This is a genomic window from Lacinutrix undariae (genome assembly GCF_052934785.1).
In genome coordinates this window covers 2,245,216-2,271,674 of record NZ_CM128809.1, presented here as the reverse complement: position 1 = coordinate 2,271,674, position 26,459 = coordinate 2,245,216, and the positions used below count along the sequence as shown (strand labels likewise).

Annotated in this window: 23 protein-coding genes; 10 read left to right on the top strand and 13 right to left on the bottom strand. The window is 31.5% G+C overall.

All coding sequences use genetic code 11. The features are described 5' to 3' along the window. Window positions 1-176: 176 nt before the first annotated feature. Window positions 177-5,183: a DUF4132 domain-containing protein gene (locus ACU4C5_RS10050; RefSeq protein ID WP_446844079.1), complete on the bottom strand. Its 5,007-nt coding sequence runs from the start codon at window positions 5,181-5,183 to the stop codon at window positions 177-179. 221 nt (window positions 5,184-5,404) lie between these two features. Between ACU4C5_RS10050 and ACU4C5_RS10045 the strand changes: the two genes are divergently transcribed. The 3 genes from ACU4C5_RS10045 (at window position 5,405) to ACU4C5_RS10035 (ending at window position 10,510) form a co-directional block, all read left to right on the top strand. Beyond that, entirely contained in the window at window positions 5,405-7,096 is a 1,692-nt protein-coding gene (locus ACU4C5_RS10045; RefSeq protein WP_446844078.1) for a leucine-rich repeat domain-containing protein, read from the top strand. A gap of 170 nt (window positions 7,097-7,266) precedes the next feature. Then, on the top strand, window positions 7,267-7,911 hold the full coding sequence (locus ACU4C5_RS10040) for a leucine-rich repeat domain-containing protein (protein ID WP_446844077.1): 645 nt from the start codon (window positions 7,267-7,269) through the stop codon (window positions 7,909-7,911). A gap of 79 nt (window positions 7,912-7,990) precedes the next feature. Beyond that, window positions 7,991-10,510 carry a leucine-rich repeat domain-containing protein gene (locus ACU4C5_RS10035; RefSeq protein WP_446844076.1) on the top strand — a complete coding sequence of 840 codons (2,520 nt, stop codon included), beginning with the start codon at window positions 7,991-7,993 and terminating at the stop codon, window positions 10,508-10,510. Between the two features lie 98 nt (window positions 10,511-10,608). On the opposite strand, the gene ACU4C5_RS10030 is transcribed toward ACU4C5_RS10035, so the two are convergent. After that, window positions 10,609-10,785, bottom strand: coding sequence for a BF3379 family histone-like protein (locus ACU4C5_RS10030; RefSeq protein ID WP_446844075.1), 177 nt, complete (start codon window positions 10,783-10,785; stop codon window positions 10,609-10,611). Between the two features lie 292 nt (window positions 10,786-11,077). On the opposite strand from ACU4C5_RS10030, the gene ACU4C5_RS10025 reads away from it, so the two are divergent. Then, window positions 11,078-11,698, top strand: coding sequence for a toxin-antitoxin system YwqK family antitoxin (locus ACU4C5_RS10025; RefSeq protein ID WP_446844074.1), 621 nt, complete (start codon window positions 11,078-11,080; stop codon window positions 11,696-11,698). Window positions 11,699-11,702: 4 nt separating this feature from the next. On the opposite strand, the gene ACU4C5_RS10020 is transcribed toward ACU4C5_RS10025, so the two are convergent. Further along, the gene (locus ACU4C5_RS10020; protein WP_446844073.1) at window positions 11,703-12,746 is read right to left on the bottom strand and encodes a flavin-containing monooxygenase; all 1,044 of its coding nucleotides are present in this window, start codon (window positions 12,744-12,746) and stop codon (window positions 11,703-11,705) included. Between the two features lie 97 nt (window positions 12,747-12,843). After that, a complete protein-coding gene (locus tag ACU4C5_RS10015) occupies window positions 12,844-13,767 on the bottom strand; it encodes a hydrogen peroxide-inducible genes activator (RefSeq protein ID WP_446844072.1) in 924 nt (307 codons plus the stop codon). A gap of 95 nt (window positions 13,768-13,862) precedes the next feature. On the opposite strand from ACU4C5_RS10015, the gene ACU4C5_RS10010 reads away from it, so the two are divergent. Together ACU4C5_RS10010 and ACU4C5_RS10005 are read left to right on the top strand one after the other, a co-directional pair. Beyond that, entirely contained in the window at window positions 13,863-15,389 is a 1,527-nt protein-coding gene (locus ACU4C5_RS10010) for a catalase (protein WP_446844071.1), read from the top strand. A gap of 71 nt (window positions 15,390-15,460) precedes the next feature. Beyond that, window positions 15,461-15,973, top strand: coding sequence for an ankyrin repeat domain-containing protein (locus ACU4C5_RS10005; protein WP_446844070.1), 513 nt, complete (start codon window positions 15,461-15,463; stop codon window positions 15,971-15,973). On the opposite strand, the gene mnmC2 is transcribed toward ACU4C5_RS10005, so the two are convergent. Genes mnmC2 through ACU4C5_RS09990 form a run of 3 tightly spaced genes read right to left on the bottom strand, consistent with a single transcriptional unit; the run spans window position 15,965 to window position 17,596 of the window. Beyond that, complete coding sequence (gene mnmC2 / locus ACU4C5_RS10000) at window positions 15,965-16,639, bottom strand: tRNA (5-methylaminomethyl-2-thiouridine)(34)-methyltransferase MnmC2 (RefSeq protein ID WP_446844069.1); 675 nt, start codon at window positions 16,637-16,639, stop codon at window positions 15,965-15,967. The genes ACU4C5_RS10005 and mnmC2 overlap by 9 nt on opposite strands. Window positions 16,640-16,642: 3 nt before the next feature. After that, complete coding sequence (locus ACU4C5_RS09995; RefSeq protein WP_446844068.1) at window positions 16,643-17,083, bottom strand: hypothetical protein; 441 nt, start codon at window positions 17,081-17,083, stop codon at window positions 16,643-16,645. A 3-nt stretch (window positions 17,084-17,086) separates the two neighbouring features. Continuing rightward, window positions 17,087-17,596 (bottom strand): DUF4920 domain-containing protein, encoded by a 510-nt coding sequence (locus ACU4C5_RS09990; protein ID WP_446844067.1) that lies wholly within the window; start codon window positions 17,594-17,596, stop codon window positions 17,087-17,089. Between the two features lie 102 nt (window positions 17,597-17,698). On the opposite strand from ACU4C5_RS09990, the gene ACU4C5_RS09985 reads away from it, so the two are divergent. Then, complete coding sequence (locus ACU4C5_RS09985; protein WP_446844066.1) at window positions 17,699-18,769, top strand: branched-chain amino acid aminotransferase; 1,071 nt, start codon at window positions 17,699-17,701, stop codon at window positions 18,767-18,769. Between the two features lie 96 nt (window positions 18,770-18,865). Here the strand turns inward: ACU4C5_RS09985 and ACU4C5_RS09980 are convergent, their stop codons facing one another. The 4 genes from ACU4C5_RS09980 to ACU4C5_RS09965 all read right to left on the bottom strand — a co-directional run bounded on the left by ACU4C5_RS09980 (window position 18,866) and on the right by ACU4C5_RS09965 (window position 22,938). Further along, on the bottom strand, window positions 18,866-19,600 hold the full coding sequence (locus tag ACU4C5_RS09980) for a thioredoxin family protein (protein ID WP_446844065.1): 735 nt from the start codon (window positions 19,598-19,600) through the stop codon (window positions 18,866-18,868). 1 nt (window position 19,601) lies between these two features. Continuing rightward, complete coding sequence (locus tag ACU4C5_RS09975; RefSeq protein ID WP_446844064.1) at window positions 19,602-20,135, bottom strand: TlpA disulfide reductase family protein; 534 nt, start codon at window positions 20,133-20,135, stop codon at window positions 19,602-19,604. Window positions 20,136-20,209: 74 nt separating this feature from the next. Continuing rightward, entirely contained in the window at window positions 20,210-20,599 is a 390-nt protein-coding gene (locus ACU4C5_RS09970) for a pyrophosphohydrolase domain-containing protein (RefSeq protein WP_446844063.1), read from the bottom strand. A 299-nt stretch (window positions 20,600-20,898) separates the two neighbouring features. Beyond that, complete coding sequence (locus tag ACU4C5_RS09965; RefSeq protein ID WP_446844062.1) at window positions 20,899-22,938, bottom strand: dipeptidyl-peptidase 3 family protein; 2,040 nt, start codon at window positions 22,936-22,938, stop codon at window positions 20,899-20,901. Between the two features lie 147 nt (window positions 22,939-23,085). Here ACU4C5_RS09965 and ACU4C5_RS09960 point away from each other — a divergent pair, with 147 nt between their 5' ends. Genes ACU4C5_RS09960 through ACU4C5_RS09950 form a run of 3 tightly spaced genes read left to right on the top strand, consistent with a single transcriptional unit; the run spans window position 23,086 to window position 25,265 of the window. After that, a complete protein-coding gene (locus ACU4C5_RS09960) occupies window positions 23,086-24,144 on the top strand; it encodes an SRPBCC family protein (protein WP_446844061.1) in 1,059 nt (352 codons plus the stop codon). A gap of 33 nt (window positions 24,145-24,177) precedes the next feature. Further along, entirely contained in the window at window positions 24,178-24,543 is a 366-nt protein-coding gene (crcB, locus tag ACU4C5_RS09955) for a fluoride efflux transporter CrcB (protein ID WP_446844060.1), read from the top strand. 20 nt (window positions 24,544-24,563) lie between these two features. After that, complete coding sequence (locus ACU4C5_RS09950; RefSeq protein ID WP_446844059.1) at window positions 24,564-25,265, top strand: crotonase/enoyl-CoA hydratase family protein; 702 nt, start codon at window positions 24,564-24,566, stop codon at window positions 25,263-25,265. Here the strand turns inward: ACU4C5_RS09950 and ACU4C5_RS09945 are convergent. Both ACU4C5_RS09945 and ACU4C5_RS09940 read right to left on the bottom strand, forming a co-directional pair. Continuing rightward, entirely contained in the window at window positions 25,262-25,864 is a 603-nt protein-coding gene (locus ACU4C5_RS09945; RefSeq protein ID WP_446844058.1) for a DUF1684 domain-containing protein, read from the bottom strand. The two genes, ACU4C5_RS09950 and ACU4C5_RS09945, sit on opposite strands and share 4 nt — an antisense overlap. A 102-nt stretch (window positions 25,865-25,966) precedes the next feature. Further along, the gene (locus tag ACU4C5_RS09940) at window positions 25,967-26,410 is read right to left on the bottom strand and encodes an Lrp/AsnC family transcriptional regulator (RefSeq protein WP_446844057.1); all 444 of its coding nucleotides are present in this window, start codon (window positions 26,408-26,410) and stop codon (window positions 25,967-25,969) included. Window positions 26,411-26,459: the final 49 nt, after the last annotated feature.

The window sequence follows — 26,459 nt, the reverse complement described above, 5'->3', positions numbered from 1 at the left end:
TGTTATACCAAATAAACATCAAAATGATCGATTAAATTCGTTTCTTTTTCCTTAATATTTTAATATAAAATAGAACCATAACTAAGGCTATGATTAGATTTTCTATTTCATATTAATAAAAAATAATTCAAATTTATCATCAATAACTTTAAAATTCATTTGGTATTATTTTTAAATTAGCTATTAATCTGTGCTAAAATTGTTGGATCTTGAATTTTATTGTCTTCTGAAAGTAATTTCATTTTAGAAATAATTTCTGCCGATTTTGGATCGTCGTCTACAAATGGTAAAAACATACGACCTCTATGTTGACTATGCACCGGAATTATAGACAATGCTAATCCGTTTTTGCTAACCTGACCACTTCCTAAATGAATACTATATTCGCCAAAGGTTCCTTTAATAAACACAAAACGCTCTTTAACGGTAATGTTTTTAAGCTTGAATAATCTTGCTGATTCTTCTGCCAAAGCAGCACGCATTTGCATGGTACTATGACTTGCTTCTGGATCTACACCACCAACATGAGCAACACTTACCACAAGATCTATATCTCGCATAATTTCACTAAAAATTACAGTCGGAATCTCGGTAAGCGGAATTCTTTGATACGTATCTACAGAATGAAAACAGATATCTTCTATGGTTGGTGCTTCTGCTTCTGAGGGCGAATACCAATCTGCCATAGCATACATTGTTGCTATAAAACCTTTTTTATGATATACTTTTTGCAAACCTTCTTCCATACTTACCGTCCAACCTCTACTTCTTAAAAGTGCTATGGTTTTTTTAGGCTGAATTTGGTGTCCTTGGTAACGTTCGGAACGATTGCTGTGTTCACGTTCATCATCTGTAACTAAATACAACTCTCTAAATACTTGTTTAAAAGGTTGCGTTAAGCGTTCTGCAAATAAGTATTTCTGATACATATCCCATTCTACTGCTTTGTATAAATGAGATGCGTGCGCAATAACTAAAAGGTCGTTTTCTTCTAATTGATGCGTTTTACCGGTAGCATCTGTTAAAACACTTTCATTGTAAAAACCAGAAATTTCTTTTTCTGGAACGTACATTACTAATTTACTCAACATCACTCTTACAATAGGATGTTGCATCATATTATGAATTTCTAGCGCTGTAAATTCATCTTCATTTACCATTGCATTTTCTAATGATAAACGGGTTCTGCTGTATTGTCTAGAAAGGTATGTTTTGTTCTCTTTTAAAGCGATTACTTCCTTATCCTTACGTAATTTTGCAGGAATATTTTTTAACGATTTACCTGCTTTGGTAACCTTAATATCTGTTTTACCAAGATTATTAATTACTAATTCTATTTCTGTTTCTTCTATGGAAATTTTAGCATTCTCCATGATTTTTTGAGTCGCCTTTGCTTCCATTGCCCAACTAAAACGTACACGATCTTGATAACCTGCGTTACGCGATAAATTATCTAAACCAATTTCTACAGCAATCGCTTCACTTTCTTGACGCTGTGCTCCAAATTGCTTGCTCTCTTTTAAGAAATCTTGCAACAGATTGTAACGCTTTAATAAATCTTTTTCTGGTATGGTTTTACTTAACGGAATTAAACCTAAAGCACGCACATAATCTTTGTCTCGCTTGTCTTTAATTTTCTTTAATGTTTCGGTGATTTTTACTTCACCTAACATTACGCTAGAATATAATTTTACTTGTCTATGTCCGTTTCCGTCAGAAATATATTTGGCTGCGTCGTGTAATAATTTCCAATTAGCTTTTCCTATGGTTTTATACACTCTATTAAACCAATCTACATCTATGGCACCAAGAGCAAAATCACTTTTTGGAATGTTAGAATAACGAGAAATAATGGTTTCTTGTTCGCTATTCATACGATCTGATGCGTGTGCTTGAAACCACCAAACGGCATCTTCTAATTTTTCTAAACCTAAATATTCTCCAATAACACCTGTCCATTGTGTTGCATAACAGGCAAGTTCTATCAAACGTTTTTTAGTCACTTTAGAAGCATCTGCACGTGCAGCAAAATCGGCATAACTTTCGGTATCTTTAAAAAGAGATTTTTTAAGCATAGAACTAAAAATAGTTTTTTTACTCTCTCCGTAATAACTATAACCACGCTCAAAATTATCTTTTCCTAAACGTTCTAAAATTCTAAATACATAATCTACACCTTCTACACGATAAATACCATTCATGTAACCTGTTGCAGTAGTTTCTATATCTCCACGTTCTAATTCTGTTTCTAATAAATTGGTTTTTAAGGCTGCAAAAACATGTTTAGGTACGCTGTCTTTTTCTATCCATTTATAATTTATTCTAGAATTATAACCACCGTCCATAAGAGACATTAATTGACGATCATGTAAGGCTTGTAAACATAAATCATCATCATTAATTAAGCCTTTTTTGTAAAGTCTTAAAGTTACCGGCATACTAGGAAAAGGAACAATTCCGGGTCTACTAAATTGTTTTGTAATTACGCTTACATCTGCAGTTGCATTAGGATATTCTATATCTTGTGCAACTAAATACATATAAAAGCTCCAATATTTATGCACTTGTGCTTCTGTAAGAAGTTCCAAGTGATTAATACTTAAACTTGGTACAAGTGGTAAAATGATGTTTGCCCAATTGTACGTTTTTTTATTATAGCGGTAATTAGACGTTTGATATTGTACTAACTTCAGCTTGTCAGGGAAATTAGCAATCATATCTTCCATAACATCTAGCTTAAAATTAGCTATTGTTTTTTCTTCTACATACACTTTATATAGACGTTGTAAAATTTCATTATAAGCCTCAGATTTTGAATTATAACGGTCTTCTTTATCTAAATTTAATCCACTTAAATCTGGATAATATTGTCTCGCAAAAGTGCCTAATTCTTTGTAATCTCCAAATGGATTATTATGATTATTAATGTAACGGATTGCAGCATGCATTTCAAAATCATTAAGCGTACTTTGCTCGTACCAAGCAATCCATAATTTTGCTAAAGGAAGGTTCTGTAAATGATCTTCTGCAGTAGCATCTTCATCTAATCTTTTTATACTACGAATCCCTTTTTCTATATAAGTGGTTGCTATTTCTCCTCTATATAGTTCCGCTTGATATTCGAAATGTTTGTTTTTAGTAACAATTGCTATTAACTTATTTACCTCTTTTATAATCTTATTTGCATCTATAAATTCTTTAAATTTAAATCCTGCAGATTCTGAAGTGGTAATACCTAATTTATCAAAGAAACTGGTCTTTTTCTCGAAACGAGATTGTGGTATATATAATGGTGTTAAGTTATCATAATCTATAGCTCCAAAACCATTACCATAATTAAACTCTTCTGCATTGTCAGAAAATTTATCTAAATAAACTTGTTCATTTTTGGTGATTTTAGGTCGCTCGTTATAAATACGAATTTGATCTTCTACAAAGTTAGACTGTCTATTTTCGTCGTATAAAAGCGTTAACATTTCTAAACCTCCTAAACGTTGATCTATACTTTTTGCTGTTACCAAATTTGTAGCACTGTTTCTTAAACGGTCTGCTGGTAATTTGACTAACAATTTAATTAGTGAGGTACGTAAGTTTTTATGTTTTCGTCTTAATAAATCTTCAGTAATTTCTAAATCTTTATCATATAAATGCATTCTACTAAATAAGTTAAGACCTGTTGCCATTAATAACTCATTTCTGTTGTAGATGGCTTTTCTCGCTAAACCTCTTTCCCAAGAGTTTTCATCGTAATTTAAACGTTCTTTTTTCTCTGTATTTTGTTCGTAATTGTAAAAAGAATAACTGTAATCTTTAGGAAATACTTTACGGATGTAACTTTCTCTAAATTCTGTTGGAAGTATGTCTAAATCATTTGCGATTAATTCTAATTGCTCTTCATTCGCGCCATTGATTAAAAACTGATAGAAATAATAAGATGAAGGCGTAAAACTCCACCAAGAAAATATTTTACTTTCGAAGGTTTTGCCTTTGTCTTCTGCTGTTTTTGCGACTTCAAATAATTTTATGAAGGTTTCATTATCTATGACTACTGTTGATGGTAAATTTACCGCCATCCAATGATCTAAAGCATAATCTTTCCCTAAGTTATTTTTGAAATATTCAACTAAAGAATCGTTTGTTCTATCTGTTGAAGAAATAAAATATAAGGCTAAAATCTTTTTATTTCTATCTTCTGAAGTATAAACAATATCTAAAGCTTTTGCATTGGCTTTATCTACATCTAAAATAGCTATAGACCATAAAGCGACTAAAACCTCTAAGTTATCTTTGCTTTTAAGAAGTGTATCGACATCTTTTAAATCTAAAATTAAAGATTGTGCTAACTCTAGTACACGATTAATAACAGACTTTTTAGGCGTGTCCCAATTTAAACCGAACCAAGTGCTTACAGCTCTCGTAACACTACTAAAACGCGTTAAGTCGTTTTCTAAAACGATATTAATCATATATTTTAGAGCACCAAGACTAGAACTATCTAAAGCCTCTAAAATGGTTTGTCTTAAACCTTCCTGTCGTTGAGCAGCGAGTAATAATTTACCAACCATTTCCCAATGTTTCTCTTCTTCAGAAAGTAATAAGGCTTTAATGATATCTGCACTTACACCACCAATTTCATCTTCTGCTTGAAGAATATCATCTAACAGTTCATCAAACATACCATTGCCATTATGCAATAAAATGGCTAAAAAATAGCTGTTTCCGTGTGGGAAATAGGTGCTATATTGAAACTGCTCTTGTAATGTTAAACCGCCAAATCCTTTTCTGCTTAAACTTAAAAAATGCGAAAAAACTTGTAATTTATTACGTAATGTATCTTCAGTTTTTACAGATCTAAATGCTTTTCTATCATAACCTTTTTGATAAGGTATTGTATCTATAAAGTCCCACATATCGGCTAAATACGGAGTTTGAACAATACCATATAACTGAATTGCTAAACGCATTCCTTCTTCGGTTCGCCAAGGATTTACATTGATAGCATCTTCAGAAACCGCAATGTAATCGGTGATATTATAATAGGTTCTTCTATCGTCTTTATCAATGCGTCCTAAAATTTTAGCTAAAACGCGATAAGGTTCAGAAAATGCACGAAATTCAAACCTATCTATATCTGGCTTTTTATTTTTCTCAATATATTTAGTTGCTTCTTCTATTGGAATCATATGTCTTAATTCTTAAAATCAATTATAAATGCTGATTATTCACCTATTAAAAAATGGATAATAATTGGTTGCAAGATAAAAGTAAGATATCGTTTTTTACTCACGGTATTAGGGGATATTATTCCATAAAAGTTTAACTAGAATTTATAATATCACAGAATACAGTGACAAAACACAGCTGCTTTTAAAATAGGTTTGTAACATCAAAAATAAACAACCTTATGATATTTGCTAAACACGAACTTGGTTTCAATTTTAATAATGATGAAGCATCTTATAAAACGATTAAAGGGTGTAAAAATTACCCAGAAGATTTTTATTATGAGATTTTTGTACTTGCTAAATCTACTAAAAACAAGCAAATTAGAACCGAATGTGCCAATATCATAAAAAAACAAGCACCAGAAGCTTTACAACTAGCCTTTAAGAGTCGAAAAAAAATAACGTTAGTAGAAGATTCTTATTCTTTTAACAAGAAGCTGATTGCTATATTAGAGTATGGCGTACTTTCAGAAAACTTAGACCTTTTTAAACTATACACAATTGTTTGTAAGCGTTTAACACTTTCCATTAAATATTCAAAAAAAGAAATCATTGAACTTTTCATAGAAACACCCCGTCTTTTAAGTCAGTTTAATGGTATTAAAGAATTAACAATTAGCACCTTTAGACAGAAAGAAGGTTTTAGTAACGTTGTAAACAACATAACGCAACTTTCTTCATTAGAAAAACTTGAGCTTGAAATTGATTATAGATACATACCAGAAGAACTAGAACGATTAGTTAGCTTAAAAGAGTTTATACTAGCAGCACCTAATTTGGTATGGGTTCCCTTAGGAATAACCAAGTTAAAAGCACTTAAAAAGTTGGAGTTTAGAGGAAGTTTTCCTTTTGGTAATGACGAGCCTAATCCTAACATAGTTAACTTTACTTGGCTTACAGAACTTACCAGTTTAAAGCATTTAAGAATAGGTTCTTTTACGGTACAAGACCTCTCTGATGTAGAGCTTCCGGCAAGTTTGAAAAAATTAGAGCTTTTTAGGTTAGAAAATATAACCGCTTTACCAGAAACACTTGGTCACTTACCAAAACTAAAAAAATTGTGGCTAAGTGGTATGGAATCGTTAGAACACTTTCCTGCATCTGTTAGTGAATTTAAAAAGTTAGAGGTTTTAGAAGTTATTCATTTATCAAAATTAAAAAAAGTTCCTGCATCTTTTATTTTTGGACCAAATATTAAACGTTTACTAGGTTTGTATACAGAATTTATGCCTTATGGAGTAACACCTGTAACTAAGCTAAAAAGAATCGTTTTCACCAATCCAGAGCTTCTTAGTTTTGTATTGGATAATGCCTTGTCTTTTACTAATTTAAAAGATATAGAAATCACTTGTGAAGCACCACAAAGAAGAAGTCCACTTACGTTTTCTGCATTTAAAAAACTTAAAAACCTTAAGTATAAGTTAGCGCATCATTTAGAATGGGTTTTAGAAGATATTCACGAATGTGAAAAGCTAGAGGACGTTTTTATTTATGGTATATATAGTGGAGCTGATGCTGAAATAACGAACGCTGATGTTGCTAATTTCCCTCAAGCATTTTCTAGAGTAAAGCATTTGCAAACCTTAAGAGTGCACAGTGCAAAAGCACTTGTTTTAAATACAGATTATTTACCTATAAATACAGACAGTCTTACCATTACAGATATAAAAGTCATTGAGCCAGGTGTTGAAGATTTTGAGGTAAATCATATAAAAGTAGTAGGTACACCTATTACCGCATTGCAAAAATTTTATTCGGTAATACGTGCTAAAAAAATTAAGTTAGACGATGTAAACAGTGTTAAAAATGAGACTTTAGATTTTGATAATTTTAAAGACCCTGAAAGCTTTAAAGATTTAATAGTAATGTAAAAGGCTTAGACAAAGCATTAAAAATACTTTGTAATTTACAATCACTAACCATTGATTTTAATAAAGATAATACCGAACAAAACAATGGTTTAACCGCTTATACGCACCATAATTTAAAAAACTTAACCATTAAAAATTTTAATGGTAACACTAATGTTATTAAGTTATTATTGGAGCATACGCCTCATCTAGAATTTTTAGAAATTTACGAGTGTGTAGGACTTGCAGATTTACCTAAGGTTACTTTAAACAAACTAAAAACACTGAAATTATTTTATAGCGACGATATACAGTCTATAGAAAACTTAACAGTGCCCAACATAGAATTTTTTAAAGTTTTATTCTGTGACAATTTTGGTTACGATGCTATGGTTACGGCATCGCATTGGAAAACGCTTAAATTTCTTTGGTTAGAACACATTAGTAAAGATCTTGAAATCTACCCAGAGACCATTGCAGACTTAAATTTAGACACCTTTTTTATTGATGGATTTTTAACTAAAAGACAAATTCCAAAATGGATAGGAAGAATGAAATCCTTACGAGTTTTAGGTATAGAAAGCTTTAAGTACTCCCCATTACCGGAAGAATTAGCCGAATTAACCCAATTAAAAATAATGAGCATTAGAAGGTGTGATTTTACAGAGCAAGTCTCTGATAAATTTGAGAATTTGAATTTAGAGATATTAATTTACAGGTATTCAAAATTTAATGGAAACAATATGAAGTGGTCTAAATTTTACGCATTAGCTGGAAATAAAATATTAAAAGAAGATTTTGTTAACAGAGATGAAAAATATAATCTGTACTGTTAAAGAAATTTAAGCACAACGTACTGCAATCTAAAAACCCTGTTTTCAAAAGAAATTTATACTTTAAAAATTAACGATTATTATGACAAAACCAGCAGAAACACCTGTTTTCAAGTTTTATACAATGGATGAATATTATGAAGACATTAAAAAGTGTAAAAACTTTCCAGAGGATTTTTATTATGAAATTTTTGTGATTGCAAAAGCAACATCTAATAAAAAAAATAGAACAGAGTGTGCTAACATCATAAAAAAACAAGCCCCAGAAGCTTTACAAATAGCTTTTAAAAGTCGAAAAAGAATAACACAAAAAGGAAAGCGTGTAGCCAGAATGATTTCTATTTTAGAATATGGATTGCTATCTGAAGACTTAGACCTTCTTAAATTACATAATCTAATTGGTGGAGGATCAAAACTATGGTTTTTTCATTCTTCGACAGATTTTTTAGATCGCTTGTTAGAACATCCACATATATTAAGACGATTTAACGGCGTAAAAAGTTTAGAAATCCATTTAAAAGATTTTGGTAATAAATATGATAGTATTCTTAATGAGATATCAAAATTAACGTCTTTAGAAGAAATAGATCTAGAAGGTGATTATGAACAACTACCAGAGGATTTTGGTAATTTATTAAATTTAAAAAAACTAAAGCTTGTTGCGCCTTCTTTAAAAAAGTTTCCAAGTACAATGTCTCAATTAACAGCCTTAAAAGAATTACGTATAGAAGGCGATTATTTGACTCTTAGTTCTATAGACAATATGAATCTAACTGATTTTAATTGGCTTACAAACCTTATTACATTAGAAGTATTGAAACTGCGTTTTGTCGGTGTTCAAGATTTGTCTAAAGTTGTGTTTCCAGCAACCTTAAAACAAATAGAATTTTTTTGCTTAGGTGAATTAACAGCATTGCCTAAAGATGTTAGTCATTTAAAGCAACTAAAAGAGTTTCAGGTTTTATCTAAAAGCATAGGTAGCTTACCAAATGGTTTTGAAGATTTACCAAAATTAGAACTTTTTCAACTTAATGCGCCTAAGATAGATTCCATATCGTCTACCTTGTTTTTTGGAGATACGTCTAGATGTTTTGGAGATGCGCCTAGACCTAAATTAGAAACAAAAATTACATATAGTGAAACTAATATAACACCAATGACGGTAGTAAGTCTGCGAGAATCTATAGAAATAGATTCGCCCAAACTACTTAATTTTGTGTTAGATAACGCGTCGTTTTTCCCTAATTTAAAGACGATAACTGTAGATTGTGAAGCACCAGAAATTCCACATAAAACATCATTAGCTGCATTTAAAAACTTAACAACGCTAAATTACAAACTAGAGCATAAATTAGATTGGCTTTTTGAAGGAATTGAGCAATGTAAAAAACTTAAAAATGTAGAATTATACAGATTTCAAGAGTCAGGTACTAGAGATATAAAATTAGCAGTTAGAATTTTTCCTACACTATTTTCAAAAATAGAGCATTTAGAAAACTTAACGATTAAAAATGCGAGTGCTTTAGTTGTAGACACCGACCATTTGCCTAGACAAATTACCAATTTAACGATTTCTGAAATTAAAGGCATAAATGCAGGAACAGAAGAGTTAGATGTGTACAATCTAGAAATTAAAGACACACCAATACTAAATTTACAGGAATTTTATGCAGTAATTAGTGCAGCTAAATTTAATCTAGGACATAGAAATAATGATGTAAATAATGTATTAGATTTTGAAACTTTTAGACATCCAGAGAAAATTGAATCGTTTGATTTTACCAGTGATGTGAGTCAGTTAGAGAGCTTATTAAAAAACTTCGTGAATTTAAAAGAGCTTACCATTACGTTTAAAAAAAATAAGCCAGAACATAACAATGCATTAACAGCCTTTAATCATCCCAATTTAAAAGTATTAAGAATAGATAGTTATAACGGAACTACCGAAGCTTTAGAACGTTTATTAGCCCACACATCAAACCTTGAGTTTTTAGATGTATTTGAAGCCAGAGGTTTTGATGATTTTCCTGCTGTAAATTTACTTCAGCTTAAAAAATTAATAATGCAGAGTGTAGCTGTTAAAACCATAGATAATCTTAAAGTTGAAACTATTAAAGCGGTAAAACTGATCCATTGTAATAACATCAGTGATGAAAGTATCGACGTGATATCGCGTTGGAACTCTTTAAAACATCTTTGGTTAGAAGGTTTAGATGAAAATGGAAGCGCATATCCTGAAACGATTTCTGAATTAAATTTAGAAACGCTTTTTATCAGTGCACATCATAAAGATGAAAAAATACCAACCTGGATTGCGAATCTAAAAAATCTACGTGTTTTAGGAATAAACAATTTTAAGCAAGTTGTATTACCGGCAGAACTTGCATCATTAACACAGCTAGAAGTATTAAGTATTAGCGGTTGTGAATTTTCTGAAAACGTAGCCGAAGAGTTTAGAAACCTTAACCTGCAAAAATTGATATACTGGACCTCTAAATTTAATGGTAGCAATATGAAGTCTGAAATCTATGAACCTTTAGAACATAAATTAGTGTCTCAACGTAATTTTGATGATATAGATAGTGAAGTACCTTTTCAATAGGGCATAAAAAAAGGCCTTTAGAATATAAAACCTTGAAGAATAATTATTATTTTAAAATAAATAATCCTCCTCTTAATATAAAGAGGAGGATTTATTTTTTATTTCTTTGACTCAGCAACAGAAACCTTACGGAATTCTTTTAAAAGTTTCTCTAAAGCTAAAGATGATTTTCTTGCTCTAGTTCCAGCAGCTTTGTTTCCACTTTCTACTTGTAAATTTGCGTCAGTTTGAAATGATTCAATTGTAGCTTGGATGTTTTCAACAAGTTCTTTCATAAGATATATATTTTTAAGTTTTTATTTTGAATAGCGAAAATATAATTATTCCTTATAACATCAACGTTTAAGAGCATAAAATTATACACAGAATTAAAATTTCTTTCAAAAAAACACGAATTTCTTCATATTTGGCGCTTCTATTAAAGAAAATGGAAAAACAAAAATGAATTTTAGCTCTAAAATACAGAGTTCACACTAGAGATCATCTCTCCACTTAAGCTATAAAATCACAGATTTTGCTATCTTGCACCACCTTTTTTAACTCCTATTTTCACCATTAAAACTGATTATGAAAACACATTTAACGCTCTTCTTTTTTCTTGCCATATTTTCTTCTGGCGTAAGCCAAAGGGATAAAAAAAACAATACAGATTTAGTTTTTTTTGATTTATGTATGAATAGTGTAATACATCCTGAATTTGAAATTGAAGACTTTGCGGATAAAAACTATACTTTAATTACTGTATTTGTAAATCGTGGAGATTTAATAGCACAACATATTCAGGCATTAGAAACAGAAACCGATACCATAAGAATACCACGCCTATTATTTGCGTTTACAGATAAAACACAATCTTTATCAAAACCGTGGAGTGCGATGTATTGTAATGAAATTGCTGATGACATAAAAACAGAGTATTATGATAATGGAAAAAAACATTCTGAAGGCATTTTTGATAACGGAAAACCTATTGAAATAAAAACTTATGCTTCAAATGGAATTATAGTCACTCAAGTATTTTATAAAAATAAAAAACTAGATCTAAAACGCATCAACTTTTTTAATGAGACAGGTGATTTAGATAGGTATCAACTTTTTAAATATCACAAAAAAACCATCACTGTTACAACTTATGATAGTTTTAATGACACATTAATAGCTACTGAAAAACAACCTCGCAAACAATAATATATTAGTCTTGTTTTTTAATAAAATCTGCCAAATAACTCGCGTCTTTTGAAACACCTCCTAATGTTGCAGATCCACGCGTGTACATCCATGGCAATCCAATAAAATAAAGTCCGTTAATATTACTCACCCCTCTATGGTTTTTAGGGTAATTTTTAGCGTCTAGCTCTAAACCTTCAATCCAAGTAAAATTAGGACGATAACCGGTAGCCCAAACAATATTTTTTATAGTAGATACTTTAGTCGATTCAAAAAACACATCTTCATTTAAAGCATCTTTTGTACGCCCAGAAGCAATTACATTTTTACGTGATAAAATTTCTTTAACATCAGTACCAATAACGGGTTGTGTTGATGAGTTAATACGTTTTCCTATCCAACTATATTTACTAAAACTTAAAAATCCAACCAATGTAAACCACCACCAAATCGTTTTACCTAAAAACTGTTGGGGTATAGATTTGACAGTAGTATCTCCAGAAAAATAAACGGTACGTTTACCATCTTTTGAAATTTCATTAAGAATTTGATAACCCGAATCTCCTCCTCCAACTACCAAAGCATCTCCATCTTGTAACTGAGTTAAATTTTGGTAATAGTTACTATGCATTTGCATTACACTTTTAGAAAGTTTAGTATGGCAAGGCGGCGTATAAGGGATATGAAATGGTCCTGTAGCAATGACTACATTTTTTGCTTCAATTTCGCCATTTGCATGTATAATATGAAACCCTTTTTCGGTTTTACGTACCGAAGTTACCAAGGTATTTAATTGTACAGGAATATCAAATTTGGCAACATAAGATTTAAAGTAATTAGCGACTTCAGTTTTTGTAGGATAATGTCCTTTTTGAGCGTTAAATTTTAAACCTGGTAAATGGTTATATTCTGTAGGGGTAAATAATTTTAAAGAATCCCATCGGTTTAACCATGAAGCGCCAATTTCTTTTTCGCCATCAATAACCAAAAATTCTTTTTTCATCATTTTTAAATGGTAAGCCATCGCTAATCCTGCTTGCGCGCCACCAATTACTACATAATCTAACATGTTAATTTTATTATAATTCCTTACAAAAGTAGAAACAATATTATACCTACCCAGTATAATTGCAATTATAATTTAAAATGATTTTTTTTACATAAAATCACCTCCAGTTAATTTTCATAAAGTTCTTGTTTTTAACAAATGCTTCGGGTGTTTTTTCTAAAATTTCTAAACGTAATGCTTCAATTAATACATCTTTTGAAAACGAATGATGCATAACAATACTGACTTCTCGTATAGGTTTTGGCTCGTTAAAATGAATGCTACAACCTGGGTCACCACTATTAAGCGCCATTTCTGGAACTAAAGTAAACCCACCGTAATTATCTACCATTTTTTTTAAAGCTTCAATAGAACCACTTTGAAATTTAATACTTTTATTATGTGTGGAGTTATTACAAATATTTAAAACCTGATTTCTAAAACAGTGTCCGTTTTCTAAAAGCCAAACATTATCTAATTGCTCCACATCATTTGCTGAAATTGTTTTTTTAGCACTTAAAGTTTCATTTTTTTGACCATAAAAAACAAAAGGCTCGTTGTATAATTTAATTTCTCTAATAAATGGTTCGTTAAGCGGTGTTACTAAAATTCCAAAATCGATTTCCTTTTTTTGTAATGCCGAAATAATATGATCAGACTGCATTTCTTCAATCTTTAAAATAGTATTGGGATATTTTTTGGAAAAAGCACCAGAAATTAAAGGAATTAAATAAGGTGAAATTGTAGGAATAACTCCCATTCTAAACTCGCCTTCCATGTTTCCTAATTCGGTACTCACCATGTTTTTCAATTCGGCAACTTCACGTAAAATCACATTAGACTTTCTGATAAATAACTCACCTAACTCGTTGGTTTTAAATGGAGAAGTTCTTTTATCAAAAATTGAAAACCCTATTTCGTCTTCAAGTTTTTTCACCTGTATAGTAATTGTAGGCTGGGTTACAAAACACTTTTCTGCAGCCGTTACAAAATGTCTATACGTATCTAAAGCAATTACATATTCTAATTGTTGTAAAGTCATCAATATAAATTTTATTAATACAAATATAAAAACTATTAATTTGATTAATATCATCAACCGATAGATATTTGCTGCAACAAAAAATCTAAATGAAAATGAAAATAATTTTAACCACATTAGCTTTAGTTATCGGGCTAAGTACTTTTGCACAAGACACGAGTACAAAAATATTAATGACAACCAATAATGGTGCTCCGGTTGGAGATAACCAAAATTCAAAAACAGTTGGCGAATATGGTCCTGTTTTATTAGAAGATATTCATTTAGTAGAAAAATTAGCTGCTTTTGATAGAGAACGTATCCCAGAACGTGTAGTGCACCCAAGAGGTGCTGGAGCATCTGGATATTTTGAAGCTACCAAAGATATGTCGGACTATACAAGAGCTGTATTATTTTCTGAAGCTGGAAAAACAACAGATTTAGCAGTGCGTTTTTCAACAGTAATACACGGAAAAGGTTCTCCTGAAACAGCAAGAGACCCAAGAGGTTTTGCAGTAAAATTTTATACAGAACAAGGAAATTATGATATTGTAGGAAACAATCTTCCTATATTTTTTATTAGAGATGCTATCAAATTCCCAGATATGGTACATTCTTTAAAACCTTCTCCTGAAACCAATAAACAAGATCCAAATCGTTTTTTCGACTTCTTTTCTCATGTTCCAGAAGCGACACATATGATTACAAGATTATGGACAGATTTAGGAATCCCTAAAGGGTACCAATTTATGAACGGAAGCAGCGTACATGGTTACAAATGGATAAATGCTGAAGGAAAAGTAACTTATGTAAAATACTCATGGGTCTCTAAACAAGGTGAAAAAAACTTAACTGCCGAAGAAGCGTCAATACAACAAGGTAAAGATTGGCAACATGCTACAGTAAGCTTACGTAAAGATATTGCAGATAAAAACTACCCACAATGGGATTTATATGTGCAAATGATTGCTCCTGAAGATATTCATTCTTTTGATTTTTGGCCTTTAGATGCTACCAAAGATTGGCCAGCAGACCAAATTGAAAAAATTAAGATTGGAACAATGACATTAAACCAAAATCCGGTAAACTATTTTGAACAAGTAGAAAGTATTGCTTTTTCTCCAGGAGCTTTAATTCCTGGTGTTGAACCTTCGGAAGATAAATTATTACAAGGTAGATTATTCTCTTATTTTGATACTCAAAGACATCGATTAGGACCAAATTTTCAACAGTTAACAATAAATAAACCGTTAGAAGATCCTAAAAATTACAATTCTGATAGTTGGAATAGCGCAGGAAACAAAAGATTTGAAAATCCTGATGTAAACTACCAACCTAGTGAAAAATCTGGTTTAGTTGAAGACGCACAATACAAACAGTCTGAAACAACGTTAACAAACGTAACGATTACACAAAAGAAAATTACTAAGACCAACGATTTTGCTCAAGCTGGAGATTTTTACAGATCACTATCTAAGCAACAACAAGATAACTTAATTAAAAATTTAAGTGGAGATTTAGGTCAGGTAACAGATAAAAATATTCAAATGACAATGATTACGTATTTCTATAAAGCAGATAGAGATTACGGAATGCGTATTGCAAAAGCATTAGGTTTCTCTGCAAAAGATTTTAGAAACTAATAATTTCCCCCAATAATTAGTAACCCTAAAAGAGGCTGTAGCAATGCTGTCTCTTTTTATAAATTTAAATTATGAAACAACTACTTACCCTACTCCTTCTCACGTTTGCAACCTTATCACAAGCACAAACTATTTTTGAAGCTTCAAGAACTGGAAATATCGCACAAATTACGGCATTGCAAACAGCAGATGCTTCAATTATAAACACTACAGATCATAAAGGATTTACACCTTTAATATTAGCAGCGTATAATAATCAAATAGAAACCGTAGCTTTTTTATTAAAAAATGGTGCAAATGTTAATGCTAAAGATACTTCTGGAAATACAGCATTAATGGGTGTTTGCTTTAAAGGTTATACTGAAATTGCTAAATTATTGATTAATAATGGTGCTGCTGTAAATCAACCAAATTATAATGATGCAACTGCATTAATTTACGCAAGTACTTTTGGACATACAGATATTGTAAGCTATTTACTTAAAAATAAAGCTGATAAATCATTATTAGATAACAGAGGAAATACAGCTTTAAAACATGCCCAAATGCAAGGTAATATTGAAATTATTGCGCTATTAAAGTAATTTTTGAGCACGTAACATTTCACGTTTACCTGGAGGTCCAGGAAGGCGTTCAACACTAAAACCAACGGCTTGCATTGCACGACGTACACTCCCTTTTGCTGAGTAAGTTACTAAAACACCATTTGGTTTTATAGCATCAAACATGAGTTTAAAAATAGCTTCAGTCCATAATTCGGGTTGTAATTGTGCACCAAAAGCATCAAAGTAAATTAAATCGTATGCAAGTGTATCTGCAATATCTTTAAATTCTTTTTTCTGTTTTGTTAAGCAAAAATGGGGTGTTATTTGTTCTGGGTTTTCCCAAGTACAATTGTGTAGGTCGGTAAAAATATTAGCATCTACTTTTAGTTGTTCAGCATAATTTAAAGCTGCAACTTCTTTAGTAGTTACCGGAAAAGCCTCAACACCAACATAATTGGTTTTCAGTTTTAATTTACTAGTCTCTAAAAGTGTAATTATTGCATTTAATCCTGTTCCAAAACCAATTTCTAAAATTGAAAGGGCTTTTTTCTCAGGATAAGTTTCGGCATAAAAAAATAAACCATGCGTCATAAACACATGGTTTGCTTCTTGTATGGCACCGTGAACAGAATGATACTGCTCGTTCCATTCTTCTATTTGGATGGTTGAAGATCCGTCTGCGGTGGTAATTATATTTCGTTTCAAAATCTACTTAATCAGTAATTTTTTAATTCTTGGTATTGGTCCGGTGCAACGTGTTTGATGACATGCTACACATAAGTTTACCATAGTATTAAAACGTTCGTCAATATTTAACGGAGAATCAGTATTAAAAATTTCTTTTTCAGCAGCTATAAAAAGCTTCGAGAAACTTTCAAACCCTTCATCTCTGTGTTTTTCTTGTGTTAATTGTGCCGAATGGATTTTCATAAAATCAATAGGAAACTTAGTAAGCTCCTTCCCTTCTAACACATCTTTTTTAAGCTGTAAGTTATAATCATACATTTTATTCATAAGAATTGCCATTTCAGATGGCTCGTACATATCATAAACTATTTTCTTCTTCTTTGGAGTTGGTGTTTCTTTTTCGGAATTCCCACAAGCGACAAAAAACAAACAGCTACATATAAATAGGGCAAATAATCTCATGTATTATTCTTTTAACAACACACCATCTGCCATAAATGCATAGGTTTTTTTAGGTGCAGTAATTTTCATAATGTCTTCTTCACTTTCACCTGCATCTTCTGCATAATGACGTAATTCTTCAACAGAAGTTTCAGTAACAAATGCTTTTCCATTAACAATTACTTCTTCTCCAGCTATATTTTTTGGCATAAAAAATGCGTAATCTTTAAACTTCACAAATACCTGACTGCTGTCTTCTAAACGTAATTTCATCCAACATCCTTTAGCTTGACAAACCTCTTCTACTTTGGCTGTCATTTTAGTATTTATACTATCTCCTGGAGTCATTACTTTAAAATGTTCGGCCATAGACTTAGAATCTACTGCATCATCTGCTATAATTTCAGCTCCAAAAGAGGCATAAGTTACTTCTGCAACATCTTCTGCAACAAGTTCTTTCTCTGCGGTTTTTGTGTCATTTTTACAAGACATAAATAGTGCTAATCCTGCTAATAAAAAAATAGTTTTCTTCATAATTGTGTGATAATTTTTTAACACTAGCAAGATACTTGTTTTTTAATGATTTTAAATACCTTTATTTTCATAATTTTACACAACGAAAAAAACAATAGAATTATGGAGTTTAATACAGATCATTTAGAAATTAACATTACTAAAAGTAAAGAGAGCAAAATTAAAGATGTAGATTTTGACAATTTAGCCTTTGGAAGTGTTTTTTCTGACCACATGTTGGTTTGTGATTATAAAAATGGCGCATGGGAAACACCACAAGTTGTTCCTTATCAATCAATTTCTTTAGATCCTTCTTCAAAAATATTACATTACGGACAATCTATTTTTGAAGGAATGAAAGCCTACAAAGATACTAGTGACGATATTTGGCTATTTCGTCCGTTAGAAAACTGCAAGCGTTTAAATATTTCAGCAAAACGTTTAGCAATTCCTGAACTTCCTGAAAACTATTTCATGGAAGGTTTAAAAACACTTTTAAAAGTTGAAAAAGATTGGATTCCTACAACAAAGGGAAGTTCTTTATACATAAGACCTTTTATTTTTGCTACAAGTCATGGTTTCCACGCATCGCCTTCAACAGATTATAAATTTATTATTGCTTGCGCACCTTCTGGAGCTTATTTTGCAGGAAAAGTAAGTGTATTAATTGAAGAAACATATTCTCGTTCTGCTAACGGAGGTGTAGGATATGCTAAAGCTGGTGGTAATTATGCTGGTCAGTTTTACCCAACACAATTGGCTGTTGAAAAAGGTTACAATCAAGTTATCTGGACAGATGATACTACACACGAGTATATTGAAGAAGCTGGTGCAATGAATATTTTTGTTAGAATTAATGACACTTTAATTACAGCACCTACAAGTGACCGTATTTTAAATGGTATTACTAGAAAAAGTATTATTGAAATAGCTAAAAACGAAGGTATTGATGTTGAAGTAAGAAAAATTTCTGTAAAAGAAATTGTTGAAGCTGCTAAAACTGGTGCTTTAAAAGAAATGTTTGGTTCTGGAACTGCTGCTGTAATATCTCCTATTTCTTCTTTTGGATATAGAGATACAGATTATGATTTACCAGAACTTACAGATAGTTTTGCGTCTAAATTAAAAGGTATTATTACTGATATTCAATATAACAGAACTGAAGATCCTTATGCATGGAGAGAAAAAATATAAATTTCTCACCAACTTATATGATATAAAAAAAAGCCTCATTTTACAATTGTAAAATGAGGCTTTTTTATGACTAAATAATTACAGCTATAACCCTAATTATTTACTAACTTTTATTGGACATCCAATAGCTTTTGTAAAGTTTACTGCTGGAGTTTCTCCTTTTTCTAATGCCGCAATAGCATCTTCAAGATACGTTACTTTTACAGCTTCAGCATCTTTAGCATTATCATCTATAGTACCAATATACTGTACTTTAAATTCGTTATCTAATAAAAATACGTGTGGCGTTCTTACGGCTCCGTATTGTGGGAAAATTTCTTGTCCTGCATCTACTAAGTAAGGAAAGGTGAATCCTTTTTCTTCAGCTCTAGCTTGCATAGCTTCGTAACCTTCTTTTTCATTACCCTCAACACTATTTGGATTAATAGCAATTACAGGATAACCTTTTGGTGCATAAGTATCATTTAAAGCGATTAAACGGTCTTCGTACATTTTTGCAAACGGACATTCGTTACAAGTAAATACAACAACATAACCTTTAGCATCTGTAAAACCTGCTAGAGAAACCATTTCTCCATCTGTATTTTTTAAAGAAAAATCTGTTGCAACATCACCAATCTTGTAACCTCCAATTTCTTCTAGAGTTTTAGTTTGCTCTGGGCTTCCTTTTGGTGGTCCTTTGTGATCGCCGTCATGAGGTGGTCCTTTTCTGTCACCTTCTTTATGCTCTGCGTGATGTGGTTCTCCTCCTTTTTCAGTTTGTTTTTGGTCGTTTTTACAAGACACAAATATCATTGCTAAAACAACGATGATTACATTTAGTTTTTTCATTCTAGTTATTATTTATATTAAAATTATTATTTATAGTGTATTCTAAATCTTCTAAACTTTCAAAAGAACGTTCGTGATATTCTCGTTGTTCTTTATCAAATATAATTGTAAACGGGATTGCTCCAGACCAACTCGGACTAATTTTATCAATCCAACTATTAGCATCTGGTTCGTCTAACAAAATAACTTTTGATGTGATATTTTTCCCTTGAATAAAAGGGATCAATTTGCTATCAATATCCTCTGGAAAATCTAAACTTACAAAAATTACTTCTACATTTTCATCTTTATGTGCATTCGCATAATCTACAAAGTAGGGTAACTCTTTTACACAAGGTGCGCACCACATGGCCCAAAAATTCACAATATATGTGGTATTGGAATCGGTATGTAATAAAGGTTGAAAGGTTTTAAAATCGTAAACCGGAATTTCGCTAGTTAACTGAGGTTCTTCCTGAGTTTTCAGCGTTTTTTCGTTCTTACAACTAAAACAAAATAGTACAACTATTAGACTATAAAGTGTATTTTTAATCATAAATTGAGATATTATTAATAGACACTTTCTAAACATAAAGGTTTAATATAAACTCTTACTTTTTATAAAAACTTTTATTCAGCATCCAAAATCGCCTTAATATTAGGCTTAAAATAATTTGGCCCTTTTAATACTTTTCCATCTTCTCGGTAAATAGGCTCGCCATCTTCACCCAACTTACTCATATTACTACGCTGTATTTCGTTAAATACTTCTTCTATTTTATGTTGCATCCCGTGCTCAATAATAGTTCCGCATAAAATATAAAGCATATCCCCTAAAGCATCTGCAACCTCAACGAGGTCATCATTATTTGCTGCTTCTAAATATTCTTCATTTTCTTCTTGCATTAAATTGAAACGCAAATTGTTTTTATCAGTCCCTAAATTGGCTTTTGGAGTTTCTCTATGTCCTATTTTAAATGCCGTGTGAAAAGCTTTTACTGCTTCTATTTTATTCTTCATTGTAATTGTATTAATTTTGCATAAAAATAAGAATATGTTTAGTAAAGGTCAATTGATTTTTGGAGTTTTGTTTGCAATCGTTTTTGCAATCGTAATTTTTATATCTTATCGAAAAGATTTAAAAATACACCGTAAATATTACAAAGGAAGTCTGTGGATTTTAGTTGCATTTATAGCATTTATAGCTATTATATCGTCATTTAAATATTTATATGCTTAATCTTTAAGTTTTAAATTTCAACATAAAAAAAGAGGATATCAACTTAATGATATCCTCTTTTTAGTTATAAAAATTTAATTTAGTTTACCGCTGGAAGGAAACTATAATCTTTTGAATATTGCATCATTTGAGCTTCAAAAGTTTTTGGTTGCGTTACTTTAACTGCAGTAATTTCACCATTCTCATCTTTTTCTGCTACTAATACAGGGTTTACAAATCCGCTATAAGGCGCAGATGTAAATTGTTCGTTACGTTTAAGTACTTCAGCATGTATCGCTTGATCTACTTTTACACCGTAACCTTCTACTAAAGCTTCAACAGCTTTGTAGTCTCCTTCAGATTTAATACGTTGCGTTTCTCTTAATAACTCTCCAAATAATTGGTGTAATTTTTCGTAGTCATTAATATTGAAATACGTTTTACCATCTCTAGTAATTTTCTCAATAACGTTATCTTTTTGTCCTTTTTCAAAAGCCCAAGCCGATACCCATTGTCTGTTTCTCATGTGCGCTTCTTCAACATCGTCACCTAAGTTTAAACGAATTAATTGAGACATCAATCCATTTCTAATGTAACCATCGTAAGCTGCTTTTCCAACAGATTTCCAATCATCAACTAATCCTAACTCTTGTAATTTTGGGTTATATAAATAGTATAAACCTACTAAATCTGCACGACCTTCTTCAAGCGTAGACGCATAATTTTTTAGTGTTTCTTTAGTTTCACCAACACCAGGATTTAATTGTCCTGAAGCATGACCAATAACTTCGTGAAGCGCTGTGTGTAATTTATCTGCAACTTGTCCAAAATTTTCTTCTAATTCATATTCTTCATCATCATTAACAAACTCTTTTAAACGACCAGTACTACCAGCGTTATTATAAGCGTTAATAATGTTTCCTAATGATACAGATTTACTTCCTACAGCTGCACGAATCCAGTTTGCATTTGGTAAATTCACTCCAATTGGTGTGCTTGGTGAAGAATCTCCAGACTCCCCAGCAACGTTAACCACTTTGTAAGTCACCCCTACTACATTTTCTTTTTTATGTGCTTCCATTAATGGAGAATTATCTTCAAACCATTGTGCGTTTTCAGATAATACAGACATTTTAGCCGACATATCAAAATCTTTAATTTGCACTACCGTTTCGTAAGAACCTCTGTATCCTAATGGATCGTTATATACTTCAATAAAACTATTTATGTAATCAATGTTTCCTTCTGTTGCAGCTGTCCAAGCTACGTTATAATCATCCCAAGTTTGTAAGTCTCCTGTTTTGTAGTAATCTACCAATAAACCTAAAGCTTTACCTTGTGCTTCATTTTCTGCAACACCTTGAGCTAGTTCTAACCATTTTACAATTTCATCAATTGCAGCACCATATAAACCACCAGATTTATAAATGCGTTCTTTAACCACACCATCTTCTTTAACTAATTGAGAGTTTAATCCGTAAGATAAAGGTTGCTCTGGGTTAGGAGATGTTTTTTTAGCGTAAAATGCTTCAACATCTGCATTACTAACATTTGGTCCGTATAAGTTTACGGCAGATAATAATACGTTATCAACACCATTTGCTAGGTTTACTTTTTTAGCATCTTTATCATTAAATAACACCTCAAAAGCTTCACCTTCTAAAGTTGTATTTGTTGCCGCTAAAAGTGTTTTTAAATAGTCTGCTGAAAATTCAGGTTTCATTTTACTATTAGAATAGTGGTGGTGAATCCCATTTGCAAACCATACACGTTTTGTGTACATCTCAAAAGCTGCCCAATCTGTAGTTGTTTTATCTCCAGAGAAGTTAGTATGAATGTTTTCTAATGCTTTACGAATCGTTAAATTATGTCTGTAATTTTGATCCCAAATAATATCACGACCAGATAAACCAGCTTGTGTAAGGTAATATACTAGCTTTTGTTCTTTCAAACTTAAGTTTTCCCATCCCGGAATTTGGTAACGTAATACTTTAATGTCTCCAAACTGTTCTACATTAAAATCAAATGATTCTGCAGTTTCAACAGTTGCAACCTCTGGTGTTGCTTCTTTTTTTTCCTCTCCACAAGAAAGAAAAGTCCCCGTCATGATAGACAGAGCCACTATAAATTTTAATTTCATTAGTAATGTTTTAATTATTGCTTCACAAATGTAAACATTTAATAACATCTCCTAAAATTGATTACCTTTGAATTGCTTATAAAGTGAAACCTTATTATATGACTTTATTTTTTCAGGTTTTCTACTCACTATATATTAATTAAAATTATGAAAGCATTTAAATACATCTTATTCTTATTACTTATCGGTTTTATTGGCACATCCATATATATAGCAGTTCAGCCCAATGAATTTAAATTTAGCAGAAGTAAAATTATAAAAGCACCAACTCCAGTAGTATTTGATATAGTAAACGATTATAAACAATGGCCTCGATTTTCACCTTGGATAGAGCAAGATACCGCTGCAAAGTTAACATATAACGAAAAAACGGTAGGTATAGATGCCGGTTACGCGTGGAATGGTGAGATTTTAGGTGTTGGAAATGCAAAAACTTTAAGCCTAACGGAAAATAAAACCATTACTCAAGACATAGAATTTGTAGAACCTTTTAAATCTACTTCTGAAATTAATTGGGATTTTGAAACTACAGAAGAAGGTACAAAAGTAACTTGGACCATGTCTGGAATTCAAGATTTCAAAACAAAAGCTTACACCCTTTTTGGAGGATCAATTGAATCACAAACTGCCTCAGATTTTGAAAGAGGTTTATATAAATTAGATAGTATTGCGGTTACTGATATTCAAAAATATAATGTGAAAGTAAATGGTGTTACAAAACGTAGCGGCGGATTTTACTTATACAAAACGGTTTCTTGTAAAATGAACGAGCTAAGTAGCAAAATGGAAACCTTACTACCCGAAGTAGGAAGCTATGCGATTTCAAACAATGTTACATTTGCTGGACCTCCATTTGTATATTACCACAAATGGGATGAGAAAAATAATGCTGTAATATTTTCGGCTTGTATTCCTACAACTTCTCAAATTTTTACTGCGGAAAATAGCGACATTTTAACTGGCGAATTACAATCTTTTAAAGCTATTGAAACCACCTTAACCGGAAATTACACCAACCTAAAAGAAGCTTGGGGAACCACAATGGCCTATATTCCAGAAAATGGGTTTCAACTTGCGGCTCAAGGCCCAATGATTGAAACGTATTTAAACGATCCTTCAAGTGAGCCAAATCCTGCAAAATGGATTACTAAAATTTACATAGCTATAGATGACGTTGCAATTTCTGAAACAGCAACTATAGAATAAATAACACACTTATAAACCAATTACAATAAACTAATGAAACAACTTTTACTCGTTTTTATTGGTGGAGGTTCAGGAAGTGTACTCCGCTTTTTAATAGGAAAATATCTAAACAACCAAAATACAGGAATTCCTTACGGTACCTTTTTAGCAAATATTTTAGGAAGTTTACTTATTGGACTCATTTTAGGTTTTGCCACAAAAAACAACACTTTAACAACAAACCAAACTTTATTATTAGCAACAGGGTTTTGTGGTGGTTTTACCACCTTCTCTACCTTTGCTTACGAAAATCATGTATTTTTAAAATCTGGAGACTTTACAAGTTTTGCGCTTTATACACTAGCAAGCTTTGTATTAGGCTTTTTAGCTGTGTTTCTAGGTATATTTCTCTCAAAATAACGATATAAAAAAACAAATTAATGACGGATTTAGTACAGTATACTACAGAAGACAATTACGCTATAATTACAATTAACAATGGAAAAGCTAACGCACTTTCAAACGACGTAATTTTAGCAATATCAAACGCTTTAGATAAAGCAAAACACGAAAACAAAGTTGTAATTTTAACAGGACAACCAGGGATTTTCTCAGGAGGTTTTGATTTAAATATTATGAAAAAGGGATCTAAATCGGCTAAAACACTAGTCACAGCAGGATCTAAATTAGCCTTAAAAATGTCTAGTTTTCCCTTACCTATTATTTCGGCTTGTAACGGACACGCTATTGCTAAAGGCGCCTTTTTATTATTGTCTTCGGATTATAGAATTGGAGCTGAAGGGAAATTTAAAATCGGCCTTAATGAGGTTATGATTGGTATGACTATGCACCATGTAGGAATTGCCATTGCAAAACATAAATTAGCGCCTGTATATTTTGAACGCGCTGTAAATAATGCTGAAATATTTTTATCTGCCGATGCTGTAACTGCTGGCTTTTTAGATGTTGTAGTTCCAGAAGACCAAGTACTTCCTACAGCCATAAAAACGGCTAAACTATTTAGTCAATTAAATCTTAAAGCACATGCTGCTACTAAATTAAGAGTAAGAAAAAACTACTTAAAAACACTAGAAAAAGCGATTAAAAAAGATAAAAGCGGTAAAATAGCAATTAATGCTTAGTGTTTTTTAAACACCTTAATACCAGCTTCAATAGAAGTTTCCATATAATTTGATAGTGGAACTATCGGGCATGAATATTTTTCATTATAAGCACAATACGGATTGTAAGCTTTGTTAAAATCAATCTCGATAGTATCACCATCAGGAATTCTTAAATCAATATAACGACCACCACCATATGTAGATTCGCCATTAGTGTTATCTAAAAATGGTAAAAACAGATAATCTTTAAAACCATCACGAGTCATTAAATCTTTACCTTGGTACACGTTTAACTCATATTTCTTACCTTTTAGCTCAAATGTTAACACGCCAAACACACGTTCTTGCGATACACGACTCGTAGTAGTTTGCATACTAAAATACGGCGTATCTGGAGTTAATTTTAATTGAGCAGTAACTACATAAGTACTATCAAATTTAAAAAACTCTAAGGCTTTAAATTTCTTTAAGTCTTTATTTTTTAAAGGTGATGTTGACGCATCTTTATATTCTGCATTTAATTCTTTTTGAAAAGGAGTTTCTCCAGGAAGTTCTTGTTTTTGTTGTGCGCAACTTAGCGTTGTGATACAAAATAAAAGGAATACTAGATGTTTCATTATAAATAGATTTTTTCAGTTCAAAAATACAACATATCCTTTTTTCTTCGGAATTAAAAACAGGAAAACGTTTGTAGTAGGATATTTAAGTTTGCTATTACTTTAAGGTAACGGTTGCACACTTCCGTTTTTTACAACACGAGAGAGTACTATTTGTGTTTTGGTTTCGCCATACACAATAAGTTGATCTATAAAACCTTCTAAATGCTTTTGATTTTTAAGAACTACTTCCATCACAATATTTTCATTTCCTGTAATACGGTAACAATTCACCACCTCATCGTACGTCACAACTTTCTCTAAGAAAGGTTTTAATTTCCCCATAAAAGCGCGTAGGGTAATAATTGCTTTAAGTTGATAGCCTGCTTCAAAATAAGAAATAGATGTGTAATAATGTTCAATAATACCGGTGTCTTCCATTTTTTTTATACGCTCAGAAACTGCTGGAGATGATATCCCAACTTGACGTCCAATGGCAGCATTCGACTGTCTTGCATTGTGCTGTAAACACTTTAAAATTTTCCAATTTAAGCTATCTATACTCATTTAAATAAATTTAATAAAATACATTAATTATTAAATCAAATATACGATT

What these genes read in the sequence shown, in the direction of transcription:
- ACU4C5_RS10050 (WP_446844079.1), bottom strand. Translation starts at nt 5,183, where the DNA reads ATGATTCCAATAGAAGAAGCAACTAAATATATTGAGAAAAATAAAAAG.
- ACU4C5_RS10045 (WP_446844078.1), top strand. Translation starts at nt 5,405, where the DNA reads ATGATATTTGCTAAACACGAACTTGGTTTCAATTTTAATAATGATGAA.
- ACU4C5_RS10035 (WP_446844076.1), top strand. Translation starts at nt 7,991, where the DNA reads ATGACAAAACCAGCAGAAACACCTGTTTTCAAGTTTTATACAATGGAT.
- ACU4C5_RS10030 (WP_446844075.1), bottom strand. Translation starts at nt 10,785, where the DNA reads ATGAAAGAACTTGTTGAAAACATCCAAGCTACAATTGAATCATTTCAA.
- ACU4C5_RS10025 (WP_446844074.1), top strand. Translation starts at nt 11,078, where the DNA reads ATGAAAACACATTTAACGCTCTTCTTTTTTCTTGCCATATTTTCTTCT.
- ACU4C5_RS10020 (WP_446844073.1), bottom strand. Translation starts at nt 12,746, where the DNA reads ATGTTAGATTATGTAGTAATTGGTGGCGCGCAAGCAGGATTAGCGATG.
- ACU4C5_RS10015 (WP_446844072.1), bottom strand. Translation starts at nt 13,767, where the DNA reads ATGACTTTACAACAATTAGAATATGTAATTGCTTTAGATACGTATAGA.
- ACU4C5_RS10010 (WP_446844071.1), top strand. Translation starts at nt 13,863, where the DNA reads ATGAAAATAATTTTAACCACATTAGCTTTAGTTATCGGGCTAAGTACT.
- ACU4C5_RS10005 (WP_446844070.1), top strand. Translation starts at nt 15,461, where the DNA reads ATGAAACAACTACTTACCCTACTCCTTCTCACGTTTGCAACCTTATCA.
- ACU4C5_RS09995 (WP_446844068.1), bottom strand. Translation starts at nt 17,083, where the DNA reads ATGAGATTATTTGCCCTATTTATATGTAGCTGTTTGTTTTTTGTCGCT.
- ACU4C5_RS09990 (WP_446844067.1), bottom strand. Translation starts at nt 17,596, where the DNA reads ATGAAGAAAACTATTTTTTTATTAGCAGGATTAGCACTATTTATGTCT.
- ACU4C5_RS09985 (WP_446844066.1), top strand. Translation starts at nt 17,699, where the DNA reads ATGGAGTTTAATACAGATCATTTAGAAATTAACATTACTAAAAGTAAA.
- ACU4C5_RS09980 (WP_446844065.1), bottom strand. Translation starts at nt 19,600, where the DNA reads ATGAAAAAACTAAATGTAATCATCGTTGTTTTAGCAATGATATTTGTG.
- ACU4C5_RS09975 (WP_446844064.1), bottom strand. Translation starts at nt 20,135, where the DNA reads ATGATTAAAAATACACTTTATAGTCTAATAGTTGTACTATTTTGTTTT.
- ACU4C5_RS09970 (WP_446844063.1), bottom strand. Translation starts at nt 20,599, where the DNA reads ATGAAGAATAAAATAGAAGCAGTAAAAGCTTTTCACACGGCATTTAAA.
- ACU4C5_RS09965 (WP_446844062.1), bottom strand. Translation starts at nt 22,938, where the DNA reads ATGAAATTAAAATTTATAGTGGCTCTGTCTATCATGACGGGGACTTTT.
- ACU4C5_RS09960 (WP_446844061.1), top strand. Translation starts at nt 23,086, where the DNA reads ATGAAAGCATTTAAATACATCTTATTCTTATTACTTATCGGTTTTATT.
- crcB (WP_446844060.1), top strand. Translation starts at nt 24,178, where the DNA reads ATGAAACAACTTTTACTCGTTTTTATTGGTGGAGGTTCAGGAAGTGTA.
- ACU4C5_RS09950 (WP_446844059.1), top strand. Translation starts at nt 24,564, where the DNA reads ATGACGGATTTAGTACAGTATACTACAGAAGACAATTACGCTATAATT.
- ACU4C5_RS09945 (WP_446844058.1), bottom strand. Translation starts at nt 25,864, where the DNA reads ATGAAACATCTAGTATTCCTTTTATTTTGTATCACAACGCTAAGTTGC.
- ACU4C5_RS09940 (WP_446844057.1), bottom strand. Translation starts at nt 26,410, where the DNA reads ATGAGTATAGATAGCTTAAATTGGAAAATTTTAAAGTGTTTACAGCAC.